The following is a 13813-nucleotide window of genomic DNA, read 5'->3' as shown; positions in this document are numbered from 1 at the left end:
GTTGCAGAATCTTTTCGCGGCTGCGCGCATAACCGTCGGCCGCCGAACGATAGCGCAATTTGTACGTTGGCACTGGCGACGGGCTGAGGTAACGTCTGTGCATTCCGATTTGCGCCGAGAACGCCATGTCCATTAAACGCTATCCGCAGCTCGCCCATTGGGGCGCCTATACCGCCGTGGTTGAAGACGGCCGGCTTATCCGCTGTGAACCCTTCGCCGACGATCCCGACCCTTCGCCGTTGCTCGATTCCATCGTACCGATGGTTTACTCCGACAAACGTATCCGCAAGCCGGCGGTGCGCCGCTCGTGGCTGCAAAAGCGCGAGGGCAGCGACCGCACGCTGCGCGGCAGGGAAGATTTCGTCGAGGTGGACTGGGAGCTGGCGCTCGATTTGGTGGCGCAGGAGAATCGCCGGGTGCGCGATCGCTACGGCGCCTCCGGGCTGTTTACCGGCTCTTATGGCTGGTCGTCGGCCGGGCGCTTGCATCATGCGCGCTCGCTGGTGCGACGGTTCTATTTCAGCGGCGGCGGCGGGGTCGATCAGCAGGGCAACTACAGCTGGGGCGCGGCGCAGTTTTTCCTGCCGTATGTGATCGGCACTTTCTCGCCGTTGACCGGGCGCGTCACCAGTTGGCCAAGCGTGGTGGAGCATTGCGAGCTGTTTGTGGCGTTTGGCGGGCTGGCGCTGAAAAATGCCCAGGTCTCTTCCGGCGGCGCGGCGGAGCATGCGCTCAAACCCTGGCTGCAAAAGCTGGCGCACAAGGGCACGCCGGTTGTCAACATCAGCCCGATGCGCGACGACTGCCCCGGGTTCGTCAACGCGGAGTGGATCCCGATCCGGCCGAATACCGACGTGGCGCTGATGCTGGCGCTGGCTTACGAAATTCAGCGGCTGGGCGCGCAGGACGAAGCCTTCCTGCGCAGCCACTGCGTGGGCTATCAACAGTTGGCGGATTACCTGAACGGCGTGAGCGACGGCGTGGCGAAAACGCCGGCCTGGGCCAGCGCCATTACCGGCATTCCGGCGGCGCGCATCGCCCTGCTGGCGCGGCAGCTGATCGGCGTGCGCAGTTTTATCACCTGTTCCTACTCCGTACAGCGCGCGCACCGCGGCGAGCAACCCTATTGGATGATGATCGCGCTGTCGTCGATGTTGGGCCAGGTGGGCCTGCCGGGCGGCGGCTTCTCGTTCGGCCACGGCTCGATGAACGGCGTCGGCAACCCGCGCGTGGACACACCCGCGCCGACCATGCCGGTAGGGGAAAACCCGGCCGGGCTGGCGATCCCGGTGGCGCGCATCTGCGACATGCTTCTGCACCCCGGCGAAACCTATCAATTTTGCGGCGAGACGCGGCAGTACCCGGATATCCACCTGGTGCACTGGGCCGGCGGCAACCCGTTCCATCACCATCAGCAGCTGAACCGGCTGGTGGAGGGCTGGCAGAAGCCGGATACGGTGATCGTACAAGATATCTGGTGGACGGCGGCGGCCAAAATGGCGGATATCGTGTTGCCGGTCACCAGTTCGCTGGAGCGCAACGACATCGGCGGCTCCTCGCGCGATCGCTACGTGCTGGCGATGCATCAGGCGATTGCGCCGCAGCATCAGGCGCGCAACGATTTCGATATCTTCGCCGATCTGGCGGAGCGCCTGGGCTATCGCGAGCGCTTTACCGAAAACCGCGGCGAGCGGGCCTGGATCGAAGATATCTATCGGCAATGCGGCGCGGCGCAGCGGCGCGCCGGCGTCGCCTGGCCCGAGTTTGAGGATTTTTGGCGCCGGGGCTATGTCGAACTGCCCGCGCCGGCCAAGGAGTTCGTGTTTTTTGACGAGTTTCGCGCCGATCCGCAGGCTAACCCGCTGCAGACGCCCAGCGGCAAGATCGAACTGTTCAGCGAGCGGATCGCCGGTTATCGCTACGAGGATTTCGCTCCGCATCCGCAGTGGCGGCCGCCGATCGAGTGGCTGGGGGCGCCGCAGGCCAAAACCTGGCCGCTGCATCTGATCTCCATTCAACCGAGCGATCGTCTGCACAGCCAGATGGATCCGGCACCGCTGGCGCAGGGCAATAAGACCGCCGGGCGCGAAACCCTGTATATGCATCCGGAGGACGCGGCGCAGCGCGGCGTGGCGGACGGCGCCGAAGTGCTGGTCAGCAATGCGCGCGGCAGCTGTTTGGCGGGGGCCTCCCTCACCGACGGCGTGACGCGCGGCGTGGTGCTGATGGCGACCGGCGCCTGGTTCGAGCCGGGTTACGACGCGCAGCGCCGGCCGGTCGAGCAGGCGGGCAACCCGAACGTGCTGACGCTGGATATCGGCACCTCGCCGCTGACGCAGGGGCCGAACGCCATGAGTTGCCTGGTGGAGGTCAGCGCGCGATGAGTGAAGGTTTCACGTCGGGATAACCGGCTCGCCGTCGCGGCTGTATTTATTTTTTCGCCGCTGCGGGAAGGTTTAAGTTTCATTGAGTTATTACAGCAGATCGCGGGAAATTTACAGCTGGTTGCATTTGGAGCAGAACTCTTGCGATTCGCCGGTAGTTTCCTGCACGCCATCTCTCTAGAGTAGGTGATCCCAGAGGTATTGATTGGTGAGAAATCAGCATACTCTGTATGTTGAAGCCATTTTCAATTGCACCAACCTACGCGGATGCGTAGGTTTTTTTTTGCCTGCCATATAGTATTCTTTTCCCTACAACGATTTACGCCTCCATGGCCAAGGGAGAAGGGCATGATCTTTTCACTGCTGCGCGCGCTGTTTCGCCTGCTGTTTCGGGTACGGGTCGAAGGGGATGTTCAGCACTTCGAGCGGCAAAAACTGCTGATTACGCCGAACCACGTCTCTTTCCTCGACGGCGTGCTGCTGGCGCTGTTCCTGCCGATTAAGCCGGTGTTTGCGGTTTACGCCAGCATCGGCGAAAGCTGGTTTATGCGCTGGCTGCGGCCCTACATTGATTTCGTCTCGCTCGATCCCACCAAGCCGATGGCCATCAAGCAACTGGTGCGCATGGTCGAGCAGGGGCGGCCGATCGTGGTGTTCCCTGAAGGGCGCATCACCGTGACCGGCGCGCTGATGAAAATCTACGACGGCGCGGCGTTTATCGCTGCCAAATCGGGCGCCACCGTGGTGCCGGTGCGGATCGACGGCCCCGAGTTCAGCCCGTTCGGCCGCATGGCCGGGGTGTTCAAGATCCGCTGGTTCCCGCAAATCAGCATCCGCATCTTGCCGCCGACCACGCTGCCGATGCCGGAAGCGCCGCGCGCGCGTGAACGCCGGGCGCTGGCGGGCGATCGGCTGATGCAGATCATGATGCGGGCGCGAATGGATACGCGCGAACCGCAGACGCTGTTCCATGCCTTGCTGGCGGCGCAGCACCGCTACGGGCGCCGCAAGCCCTGTATCGAAGACATCGCTTTCAAAGAAGACAGTTACCAGACGCTGATCAAGAAATCGCTGGGCGTCAGCCGCATTCTGCAGCGCTTTACCGCCGAAGGGGAACACGTCGGGCTGCTGTTGCCGAACGCCACCATCACCGCGGCGGCGATCTTCGGCGCTTCGCTGCGTAACCGCATTCCGGCGATGCTCAACTACACCGCCGGCGCCAACGGCCTGAACAGCGCGATGCTCGCCGCCGGCATCAAGACCATCGTCACCTCGCGCCAGTTTCTGGAGAAGGGCAAGCTGACCCACCTGCCGGAGCAGGTGACGCAGGCCAACTGGGTGTATCTGGAAGATCTGAAAGACACCGTTACGCTGGCGGACAAGCTGTGGATTTTGCGGCACTTGCTGCAGCCGCAGCGCGCGGCGTTGCCGCAACGCCCGGAGGACGCGGCGCTGATCCTGTTCACTTCCGGTTCCGAAGGCCACCCCAAGGGCGTGGTGCATTCGCATGCCAGCCTGCTGGCTAACGTAGAACAAATTCGCACCATCGCCGACTTCACGCCGCGCGACCGTTTCATGTCGTCGCTGCCGCTGTTCCACTCGTTCGGCCTGACGGTGGGGCTGCTTACGCCGCTGATCACCGGCAGCCGCATTTTCCTCTACCCCAGCCCGTTGCACTATCGCGTGGTGCCGGAGCTGGTGTATGACCGCAACTGCACGGTGCTGTTCGGCACGGCGACCTTCCTCAACAACTATGCGCGTTTCGCGCATCCGTATGATTTCGCCCGCCTGCGCTACGTGGTGGCCGGCGCGGAAAAACTGGCGGACAGCACCAAACAGATCTACCAGGACAAATACGGCATCCGCATTCTGGAAGGCTATGGCGTGACCGAGTGCGCGCCGGTGGTATCCATTAACGTGCCGTTGGCGACCAAGGTGGGCACCGTCGGCCGCATCATGCCGCAGATGGAGGCGCGCCTGATTGCGGTGCCGGGCATCGATAACGGCGGCCGCCTGCAGCTGAAGGGGCCGAACATCATGAAAGGCTATCTGCGGGTTGAGCGCCCCGGCGAGCTGGAACCGCCGGCGGCGGAAGATGCGAATGGCGTGCTGCAGCCGGGCTGGTACGACACCGGCGATATCGTCAGCCTGGATGAGCAGGGCTATTGCACCATTCGCGGCCGCGTGAAACGCTTCGCCAAGCTGGCGGGCGAGATGGTGTCGCTGGAGAGCGTCGAATTGCTGGCGCAACGGCTGTCGCCGGAAAAAATGCATGCCGCCACGGCCAAAGGCGACAGCAGCAAAGGCGAGGCGCTGGTGCTGTTCACCACCGATCCCGCCATCACTCGTGAAGCATTGCTGCGGGTGGCGCGTGAGCTGGGCAGCCCGGAGCTGGCGGTGCCGCGCGATATTCGCCTGTTGAAAACGCTGCCGGTGCTCGGCAGCGGCAAACCCGATTTCGTCACCCTGCGTCATATGGCCGAACAGCCGGAGAGTGCCCGATGAATCCTTCGACCGAGTCCCCTTTGCTGTCACGCGGCATGATCGCCGTCATCAGCGCGCAGTTCCTCTCGGCGTTCGGCGACAATGCGTTGCTGTTCGCCACGCTGGCGTTGATCAAGCAGCAGCTGTATCCGGACTGGAGCCAGCCGATCCTGCAGATGGCTTTCGTCGCCACCTACATCATCCTGGCGCCGTTTGTCGGCCAGGTGGCCGACAGCTTTGCCAAAGGGCGGGTGATGATGTTCGCCAACGCCTTAAAATTGGCGGGGGCGTTGGTGATCTGTTTTGGGGGAAACCCGTTCCTCGGCTACAGCCTAGTCGGGGTGGGAGCCGCCGCGTATTCGCCGGCCAAATACGGCATTCTGGGCGAGATCACCAGCGGCGAGAAGCTGGTCAAGGCTAACGGCCTGATGGAGGCCTCGACTATCGCCGCCATTCTGACCGGTTCGGTGGCCGGTGGCATTCTGGCGGACTGGCATGTGGTGGCGGCGCTGGCGGTCTGCGCCTTGGTTTACGCGGGGGCGGTGGTCGCCAACCTGTATATTCCGCGCCTCGCGGCGGCGCGCCCGGGGGCTTCCTGGCGCCCGCGGGCCATGACGAACAGCTTCTTTACCGCTTGCGTCACGTTATGGCGCGATGGGCAGACGCGTTTTTCCTTGATCGGCACCAGCCTGTTCTGGGGGGCCGGCGTGACGCTGCGTTTTCTTCTGGTGCTGTGGGTGCCGGTAGCGCTCGGCATCGCCGATAATGCCACGCCGACGCTGCTGAACGCCATGGTAGCCGTCGGTATCGTGGTGGGGGCCGGCGCCGCCGCACGCTTTGTCACGCTGAAGACGGTGGAGCGCTGCATGCCGGCCGGGATCCTGATCGGCGTTGCGGTCGCGGTATTCGCGCTGCAAACCACCATGCTCAATGCCTATGTCTTGTTGGCGATCATCGGCATGCTGGGGGGCTTCTTCGTGGTGCCGCTCAATGCGTTGCTGCAGGAGCGGGGCAAGCATTCGGTCGGCGCCGGCAATGCTATCGCGGTGCAAAACCTGGGTGAAAACGCCGCCATGTTGCTGATGCTGGCGCTGTATTCGCTGGTGGTGAAGCTGGGCGTGCCGGTGGTGGGCGTCGGCGTAGGGTTTGGCGTGGTGTTTGCGCTGGCGATTAGCGCGCTATGGTGGTCGCAGCGGCGGTGAAACGGGGCGCAGCCAGGCTGCGCCCTTGCTGTATTAAGGCGCCGGAATGGTAAACCGGGTATGGATTTCTTCGAGCGCCTGCAGCACGTCTTCATCCAATACCACATCGAGGCTGTCGATGTTGATTTTCAACTGATCCACCGTGGTGGCGCCCAGCAGGGTGCTGGCGACGAACGGCTGTTGACGCACGAAGGCCAACGCCATCTGCGAAGGATCCAGCCCGTGTTTTTTGGCCAGCGCCACGTACTCGGCGATCGCCAGCTGGGTTTGCTGCCCTGAATAACGGTTGAAGCGGGTGAACAGCGTATTGCGCGCACCGGCCGGTTTTGCGCCATTGAGGTATTTACCGCTCAGGGTACCGAACGCCAGGCTGGAATAGGCCAGCAGTTCCACCCCTTCGTGCTGGCTGATCTCGGCCAGGCCAATCTCAAAGCTGCGGTTCAGCAGGCTGTACGGGTTTTGAATCGACACGATGCGCGGCAGCTCGTGTTTCTCCGCCAACTGCAGGTAGCGCATCACGCCCCAGGGCGTTTCATTGGAAACCCCGATATAGCGGATCTTGCCGGCGCGCACCTGCTCGGTCAGCGCCTCCAGCGTTTCCAGCAGCGTGACCGTGGCTTTGTCGTCGGTGTATTGATAGTTGAGTTTGCCAAAACAGTTGGTGGCGCGCTGCGGCCAGTGCAATTGGTAGAGATCGAGATAATCGGTATTCAGCCGCTTGAGGCTGGCGTCCAGCGCGGCGCGGATGTTTTTGCGATCGAGCGCCTGCTGCGGGCGAATGCTGCTGTCGGTGCCGCGCACCGGGCCCGAGACTTTGCTGGCCAGGACGATTTTTTCGCGATTGCCGCGCGCCTTGAGCCAGCTGCCGATATAGCTTTCGGTCAGGCCCTGGGTTTCCGGACGGGGCGGCACTGGGTACAGTTCGGCGCTGTCTATCAGGTTCACGCCTGCGGCCAATGCATAGTCCAGTTGCGCATGGGCGTCGGCTTCGCTGTTCTGTTCGCCAAAGGTCATGGTGCCCAGTCCCAGCACGCTCACTTCTAAAGAACTGTGGGGAATACGGTGGTATTGCATTAACGGCCTTCCTTTCTTGTTAGCGCTTACGGGCCGCGCGGCCCGGTGAAACAGGAGCCCAATGTCAGAAGACGGCGCAGAGTCCGTCGGGCGGCGATGTCGCCTTTCCTGACTATAACCAAGCGGTGAAGATGGGGGAAGCGGATTCCGTGCGAACGCGAATGGGGGCTACCGCGCTTGAACGGGCGATAGCCGGCGGGCGGTGATTAGCGTTCGATAACCTGAGAAACTTGATCGCCGTTGATCTGGCGCTGGTTGCCTTTCTCGTCTTTATAGCTGATGAGGCCGGTATCTTCATCGATCTCCGGTTTGCCTTGCGTCAGGATCATGTTGCCGTCTTTGGTCGCCATCACGTAGTCGCTGGAACACCCCGCCAGGCCAGCCACCATCACCAGCGCAGACACTGCCATTACCCACTTTTTCATCCTGCGGATCCTCGATTATGCAGAAAATAATGTTCTTTCAAGATTAGCAAACTCTCGGCGAAGCGCGTCTCAGATAAGTCTTTATCTGATAAGAAAAAGTGAAATGAGAGGTCAACAAAGTGATGAAAGCCGCCAATGGCGGCTTTCATATAGATAGCGTTATTCCGGCGCGCGATTTTTTTTGCTGCGCATCAGATTGAGCGCTTCTACCGACATCGAGAAGAACATGGCGAAGTAGATGTAGCCTTTTGGCACGTGCACCTGGAAGCTTTCCAGCATCAGCGTGAAGCCCACCAGGATCAGGAACGCCAGCGCCAGCATTTTCACCGATGGATGGCGGTTGACGAATTCGCCGATCGGTCGGGCAGCGAACATCATCACGCCGACGGCGATCACCACTGCCGCCATCATGATGAACAGATGGTCGGAAAGGCCCACGGCGGTAATCACCGAATCCAGGCTGAAGATAATATCCAACAGCATGATCTGCACGATCGCGCCGAAGAAGCTGTGCACCTTGGTGTGGTGCTCTTCTTCCGACCCTTCGATGGTTTCGTGGATCTCTTTGCTGGCTTTCCAGATCAGGAACAGCCCGCCCAGCAGCAGGATCAGATCGCGAGCGGATACGCTGTGCTCCATCACGGTAAACAGCGGATGGGTCAGGCGAATCACCCAGGCGATGGAAGCCAGCAGCGCCAGGCGCATAAGCATGGCGGCGGCCAGCCCGATCCGGCGAGCTTTGTTCTGTTGCGCTTTGGGGAGCTTGGCCACCACCAGCGACAGAAAAATGATGTTATCAATACCCAGTACGATCTCAAGAATGGTTAGCGTGCCTAACGCTAACCAGGCATTGGGATCCATAATCCATTCGAACATTGCTCGACACACCTTATTAATACTTAATAAATGCAAAGCGTGAATTATACGCGTTTATCATGGCGCTGATAGGGGCAGCTAAACCAGAGTTAAACGAAATCGCTTAGATTGAGAAATGTCTTGCCAGCAGCGTGCCGGTAAAACTCTTTTTCAGATAGAAGCCGCGCGGCAGCGTCATGATCGGTTGCCCTTGTTCGCCGATGGCTTCGGTGAGCGCCTTGCTGTTAGCCGCTTTGGGGCGCAGCTGCAGCACTTCGCCGTGGCGTGCGGTGATGCGCTCTACGTGGCCGAGCACGATCAGATCCATCAATTCTTCCCAATCGCGGCGCAGCATTTCGTCTTCTGCCGCGCTTGGGCTCCACAGCAGCGGCGAACCGACGCGGCGTTCGGCCAACGGGATCTGGCGTTCGCCTTCTACCGGTATCCACAACACGCGCGCCAGCTTGTAGCGAACGTGGCTGTTGGCCCAGGTGACGCCGCTGTTGCCGGTGAGCGGAGCGACGCAGACAAAAGTGGTTTCCAGCGGTTTGCCGGCGGCGTCGACAGGAATGGTTTTCAGCTCGATGCCCAGCTCGGGAAAGTCCTGCTCCGGTTTGCTGCCGGCCATGGCGCCGAGATACAGCTCCAGCAGCATGCCTACCCAACCTTTATCGCGTTTCAGATCCTTGGGGATCGGCAGCTGCGCGCGAGCGGCCAGTTCGCCAAAGCTGGCGCCGGCCAGCGCCTGAGCGCGCTCGAACAGCTGCCGTTCATTTTCCGGCGGGGGCGGCAAAGGGGATAAAAACGCCATAAATCAAGCCTGTCTAATTTGGTTGAAAAACGTACTGCAATTATGCACGGTGAGCGATAACCGCCATCGCTTGGGGAAAAGAATAATAGTAGCATGATTTTACATGACTTTTTTCCTTTCTTGGCGTGGTGGACAATGCACTGGCGGGGCTTGTTCACCTGAAGCCACCGACAATAAACAGGATCTTACACCTATTTATCCACAGATTTTTGGGATAACCCAAATTTTTGCCGATCACTGGTTCAATTTACAGCCTTGACTCGGGCGGTTTTTTACGAATTTGTCCGTTTTGTGCGTAACTTGCCCGGATAATCTGTGGATAAAAACGACGTTGGTGGATCTTTCGCCAGGGTAAGATCCTTACCGTGCACAGATCACATTTTTGCCCTGTATATAACGATGTGTTAATGCATAATTGTATGTTTTTAAAATAAATATGTGTTTTTAGTGTTGAGGGGGGATTTTGGGGGTTAAGAGTTTTACCGGCTTATTCCTCGAGTTCTGCACACACCTATCCACAGAAAAAGTGAATAAAACCGGTCTGAAAGGCTAGGGTATGTTTATAACTTTGCCTATATCTGTGAGTTATCCCAATGTTATTCGGCCCGCAGCGCCGTAAAGCAGTGGTTTACCGCCTGTAGCTTGTGTGAAACAATCAGGACATCTATGCGAATTTAAGCTTATCGAGGTAGTCCGGTGATCGATGATGATGGCTACCGCCCGAATGTTGGTATCGTAATCTGTAATCGTCAGGGGCAGGTCTTATGGGCCCGCCGTTACGGTCAGCACTCCTGGCAGTTTCCCCAAGGTGGGATTAACCCTGGCGAAACTGCGGAGCAGGCGATGTACCGTGAGCTGTTCGAAGAAGTGGGGCTGAGTAAAAAGGATGTGCGCATCCTGGCTTCGACCCGCAACTGGTTGCGCTATAAATTGCCGAAACGTTTGGTGCGTTGGGACACAAAGCCGGTTTGTATCGGCCAAAAGCAAAAATGGTTTTTGTTGCAGCTACTGTGCAATGACGCTGATATCAATATGCAGCGCAGCAGCACGCCGGAGTTCGACGGTTGGCGCTGGGTGAGCTTCTGGTATCCGGTACGCCAGGTGGTGTCGTTCAAACGCGACGTCTACCGCCGGGTGATGAAAGAATTCGCCGTGACCGTGATGCCGATGCAAGAGCAGGCGGCGCCGCGGCAGGCTCCTGCTTATCGCCGAAAGAGAGGTTAAGTTAAGCCGACTATGCTCACGCGCTTGCGAGAAATTGTAGAGAAGGTGGCTGCGGCGGCCAGTCTGACGGATGCGCTGGATCTGCTGGTCAATGAAACCTGTCTGGCGATGGACACCGAAGTGTGTTCCATCTATCTGGCGGACAACGATCGCCGCTGCTACTACCTGATGGCCACGCGCGGGCTGAAAAAGCCGCGCGGGCGCACTATCGCATTGGCGTTTGACGAGGGCGTCGTCGGGTTGGTCGGCCGCAGAGCCGAGCCTATCAACCTGGCCGATGCCCAAAGCCACCCCAGTTTCAAATACGTCCCGCAAGTGAAAGAGGATCGTTTCAGGTCCTTCCTCGGGGTGCCGATCATTCATCGGCGCCAGCTGCTGGGTGTGCTGGTGGTGCAGCAGCGCGAGCTGCGCCAGTTCGACGAAAGCGAAGAGTCTTTCATGGTCACACTGGCCACGCAGATGGCCGGGATCCTGTCACAGTCGCAGCTCAACGCCATTTTCGGCCAGTATCGCCAAACGCGCGTGCGCGCGCTGGCGGCCTCGCCCGGCGTGGCGGTGGCGGAAGGGTGGCAGGACAGCAGCCAGCCTTCGCTCGATCAGGTTTACCGCGCTTCGACGCTGGACACCGCCAGCGAGCGCGAGCGCCTGACGCTGGCGCTGGAAGAGGCCGGCGCGGAGTTTCGCCGCTTCAGCAAGCGTTTTGCCGCCAGCTCGCAAAAAGAGAGCGCGGCGATCTTCGATCTTTACTCTCACCTGCTAAACGACGCCCGCCTCAAGCGCGAACTGTTCGCCGAAATCGACAACGGTTCGGTGGCGGAGTGGGCGGTGAAACAGGTGATAGAAACCTTTGCCGAGCAGTTTGCCAAACTGCAGGACACCTACATGCGCGAGCGCGGCAGCGACCTGCGCGCGCTGGGCCAGCGCCTGCTGTTCCACCTCGACGACACCACTCAGGGCGCTACCCAGTGGCCGGCGCGTTTTGTGCTGGTGGCGGATGAGCTGACCGCGACATTGCTGGCCGAAGTGCCGCAGGATCGCCTGGTCGGCGTGGTGGTGCGCGACGGTGCCGCCAACTCGCATGCGGCGATTCTGGTGCGGGCGATGGGGGTGCCGACGGTGATGGGCGCCGACATCCAGCCTTCTCTGCTCAGCCAGCGGCTGCTGATCGTCGACGGTTATCGCGGTGAACTGCTGGTCGATCCTGAACCGGTGCTGGTGCAGGAATATCAACGGCTGATCAGCGAAGAGCTGGAACTGAGCAAGCTGGCGGAAGACGACGTCGAGCAGCCGGCGCAGTTGAAAAGCGGCGAGCGCATTCAGGTGATGCTGAATGCCGGCCTCAGCCCGGAACATGAACAGCTGTTGGGCGGCTGGGTAGATGGCGTGGGGTTATACCGCACCGAAATCCCGTTCATGTTGCAAAGCGGCTTCCCCTCCGAAGAGGAACAGGTCGCGCAGTACCAGGGCATGCTGCAGCTTTACCCGAGCAAGCCGGTCACGCTGCGCACTCTGGATATCGGCGCCGACAAGCAGCTGCCTTATATGCCGATCAGCGAAGAGAACCCCTGCCTGGGCTGGCGTGGCATCCGCATCACCCTGGATCAGCCGGAGATCTTTTTGATTCAGGTGCGCGCCATGCTGCGTGCCAACGCCGGCACCGGCAATCTGGGCATTCTGCTGCCGATGGTCACCAGCCTGGAAGAGGTCGATGAGGCCAAACGCCTGATTGACCGCGCCGGGCGCGAGGTGGAAGAGGTGCTTGGCTATGCGATCCCGAAACCGAAAATCGGCGTGATGCTGGAAGTGCCGTCGATGATTTTCCTGATCCCGCATCTGGCCGGGCGCGTTGATTTCATCTCGGTCGGCACCAACGATTTGACCCAGTACCTGTTGGCGGTGGATCGCAACAATACCCGAGTCGCCTCGCTGTATGACAGTTTGCACCCCGCGATGCTGCAGGTGCTGAAACTGATCGCCGAGCAGGGGAACGCGGCCGGGTTGCAGCTTAGCCTGTGCGGTGAACTGGCCGGCGATCCCATGGGCGCGCTGTTGCTGGTGGGCATGGGCTATCGCAATCTGAGCATGAACGGCCGCAGCGTGGCGCGCATCAAATACCTGCTGCGGCATATCGACCTTGCCGACGCCGAAATGTTGGCGCAGCGGGTGTTGAACACCCAGATGACCACCGAAGTGCGCCATTTGGTGGCGGCGTTTATGGAGCGACGCGGCATGGGCGGATTGATCCGCGGGGGCCGGTAGCCGCCGCGCGTTGTGATTTTTTTACAGAACTTTTCCCGGCCTGCCGGACCGGACCGCGCTAAGCCTATGTTATGATGCGCAACCTCAGTGCGGCGCAGGCTCGTCGCCTTGCACACCGCAGCGGCCAATGCTGCTGCTTGCAAGACGCGGGACAATCTCCGCCGCCGCTTGGCACCTGCCGCCCCCGCATGGGGAAAAATAACAGACATGTTGTGGTGATAGATGAGCAATAGCTATCTGGCGTTTCCTAAATTTGATCCGGTCATTTTCTCCATTGGCCCGGTTTCTCTGCATTGGTATGGCCTGATGTACCTGGTCGGCTTCGTTTTTGCCATGTGGCTGGCGGTGCGCCGCGCCAACAAGCCGGGCAGCGGCTGGACCAAAGACGAAGTTGAAAACCTGCTCTACGCCGGTTTCCTGGGCGTATTCGTCGGCGGCCGCGTAGGCTATGTGCTGTTCTATAACCTGCCGCTGTTCCTGGATAACCCGCTCTATCTGTTCAAGGTCTGGGATGGCGGCATGTCGTTCCACGGCGGCTTGATGGGGGTGATTCTGGTGATGTTCTGGTTCGCTCGCCGCACCAAACGCACCTTCTTCCAGGTTTCCGATTTTATCGCGCCATTGATCCCATTCGGCCTGGGCGCCGGCCGCCTCGGCAACTTCATCAACGGTGAACTGTGGGGCCGCGTGACCACCGATACCCCTTGGGCGATGCTGTTCCCAAGTTCGCGCAGCGAAGACGTGGCCCTCGCCGCCGCCGATCCTTCCTTGCTGCCGTTATTGAATCAGTACGGCGTACTGCCGCGCCACCCGTCGCAGCTGTATGAACTGCTGCTGGAAGGCGTGGTGCTGTTTATCATTCTGAACCTGTTTATTCGCAAGCCGCGGCCGATGGGCGCCGTCTCGGGCCTGTTCCTGATCGGTTATGGCGCATTCCGCATCATCGTTGAAGCGTTCCGCCAGCCGGATGCCCAGCTCGGCCTGTTCGACGGCGTGATCAGCATGGGGCAGATCCTGTCCATCCCGATGGTGGTGGCCGGTATTATTATGATGATTTGGGCGTACCGTCGTCGCCCGCAGCAACAAATGTCGTGA

At 60.3% G+C, this 13813-nt stretch carries 10 protein-coding genes; 6 read left to right on the top strand and 4 right to left on the bottom strand.

Annotated features, from left to right (window positions below):
- Positions 1–125 precede the first annotated feature (125 nt).
- The 3 genes from ACSBQQ_RS22235 (at position 126) to lplT (ending at position 6070) form a co-directional block, all read left to right on the top strand.
- Positions 126–2384 (top strand): molybdopterin guanine dinucleotide-containing S/N-oxide reductase, encoded by a 2259-nt coding sequence (locus tag ACSBQQ_RS22235; RefSeq protein WP_060419403.1) that lies wholly within the window; start codon positions 126–128, stop codon positions 2382–2384.
- A 348-nt stretch (positions 2385–2732) separates the two neighbouring features.
- Positions 2733–4889, top strand: coding sequence for a bifunctional acyl-ACP--phospholipid O-acyltransferase/long-chain-fatty-acid--ACP ligase (aas, locus tag ACSBQQ_RS22230; RefSeq protein ID WP_033635771.1), 2157 nt, complete (start codon positions 2733–2735; stop codon positions 4887–4889).
- Entirely contained in the window at positions 4886–6070 is a 1185-nt protein-coding gene (gene lplT / locus ACSBQQ_RS22225) for a lysophospholipid transporter LplT (RefSeq protein ID WP_060429294.1), read from the top strand. Before aas ends, lplT begins: the two co-directional genes overlap by 4 nt.
- A 33-nt stretch (positions 6071–6103) precedes the next feature.
- Here the strand turns inward: lplT and ACSBQQ_RS22220 are convergent, their stop codons facing one another.
- The 4 genes from ACSBQQ_RS22220 to mutH all read right to left on the bottom strand — a co-directional run bounded on the left by ACSBQQ_RS22220 (position 6104) and on the right by mutH (position 9235).
- Positions 6104–7144 (bottom strand): NADP(H)-dependent aldo-keto reductase, encoded by a 1041-nt coding sequence (locus tag ACSBQQ_RS22220; RefSeq protein ID WP_060429295.1) that lies wholly within the window; start codon positions 7142–7144, stop codon positions 6104–6106.
- 206 nt (positions 7145–7350) lie between these two features.
- Positions 7351–7569, bottom strand: a complete 219-nt coding sequence (locus ACSBQQ_RS22215; protein WP_033635766.1) for a YgdI/YgdR family lipoprotein — start codon at positions 7567–7569, stop codon at positions 7351–7353.
- Positions 7570–7728: 159 nt separating this feature from the next.
- Positions 7729–8445 (bottom strand): TerC family protein, encoded by a 717-nt coding sequence (locus ACSBQQ_RS22210; protein WP_033635765.1) that lies wholly within the window; start codon positions 8443–8445, stop codon positions 7729–7731.
- A 103-nt stretch (positions 8446–8548) separates the two neighbouring features.
- Positions 8549–9235, bottom strand: coding sequence for a DNA mismatch repair endonuclease MutH (gene mutH / locus ACSBQQ_RS22205; RefSeq protein ID WP_060429296.1), 687 nt, complete (start codon positions 9233–9235; stop codon positions 8549–8551).
- A 696-nt stretch (positions 9236–9931) separates the two neighbouring features.
- On the opposite strand from mutH, the gene rppH reads away from it, so the two are divergent.
- From rppH to lgt, 3 genes are all read left to right on the top strand, one after another.
- A complete protein-coding gene (rppH, locus tag ACSBQQ_RS22200; protein ID WP_004931849.1) occupies positions 9932–10459 on the top strand; it encodes an RNA pyrophosphohydrolase in 528 nt (175 codons plus the stop codon).
- 12 nt (positions 10460–10471) lie between these two features.
- Positions 10472–12718, top strand: a complete 2247-nt coding sequence (gene ptsP, locus ACSBQQ_RS22195) for a phosphoenolpyruvate--protein phosphotransferase (protein WP_060429297.1) — start codon at positions 10472–10474, stop codon at positions 12716–12718.
- A gap of 222 nt (positions 12719–12940) precedes the next feature.
- Positions 12941–13813, top strand: a complete 873-nt coding sequence (gene lgt / locus ACSBQQ_RS22190; protein WP_033649501.1) for a prolipoprotein diacylglyceryl transferase — start codon at positions 12941–12943, stop codon at positions 13811–13813.

The organism is Serratia sp. G204Y (assembly GCF_051172435.1).
Lineage (GTDB): Bacteria > Pseudomonadota > Gammaproteobacteria > Enterobacterales > Enterobacteriaceae > Serratia > Serratia sarumanii.
This window is presented reverse-complemented; position numbering and strand designations above follow the sequence as displayed.

Coding starts and splice junctions, on each gene's coding strand:
- ACSBQQ_RS22235 (WP_060419403.1), top strand. CDS start 126: ATGTCCATTAAACGCTATCCGCAGCTCGCCCATTGGGGCGCCTATACC.
- aas (WP_033635771.1), top strand. CDS start 2,733: ATGATCTTTTCACTGCTGCGCGCGCTGTTTCGCCTGCTGTTTCGGGTA.
- lplT (WP_060429294.1), top strand. CDS start 4,886: ATGAATCCTTCGACCGAGTCCCCTTTGCTGTCACGCGGCATGATCGCC.
- ACSBQQ_RS22220 (WP_060429295.1), bottom strand. CDS start 7,144: ATGCAATACCACCGTATTCCCCACAGTTCTTTAGAAGTGAGCGTGCTG.
- ACSBQQ_RS22215 (WP_033635766.1), bottom strand. CDS start 7,569: ATGAAAAAGTGGGTAATGGCAGTGTCTGCGCTGGTGATGGTGGCTGGC.
- ACSBQQ_RS22210 (WP_033635765.1), bottom strand. CDS start 8,445: ATGTTCGAATGGATTATGGATCCCAATGCCTGGTTAGCGTTAGGCACG.
- mutH (WP_060429296.1), bottom strand. CDS start 9,235: ATGGCGTTTTTATCCCCTTTGCCGCCCCCGCCGGAAAATGAACGGCAG.
- ptsP (WP_060429297.1), top strand. CDS start 10,472: ATGCTCACGCGCTTGCGAGAAATTGTAGAGAAGGTGGCTGCGGCGGCC.
- lgt (WP_033649501.1), top strand. CDS start 12,941: ATGAGCAATAGCTATCTGGCGTTTCCTAAATTTGATCCGGTCATTTTC.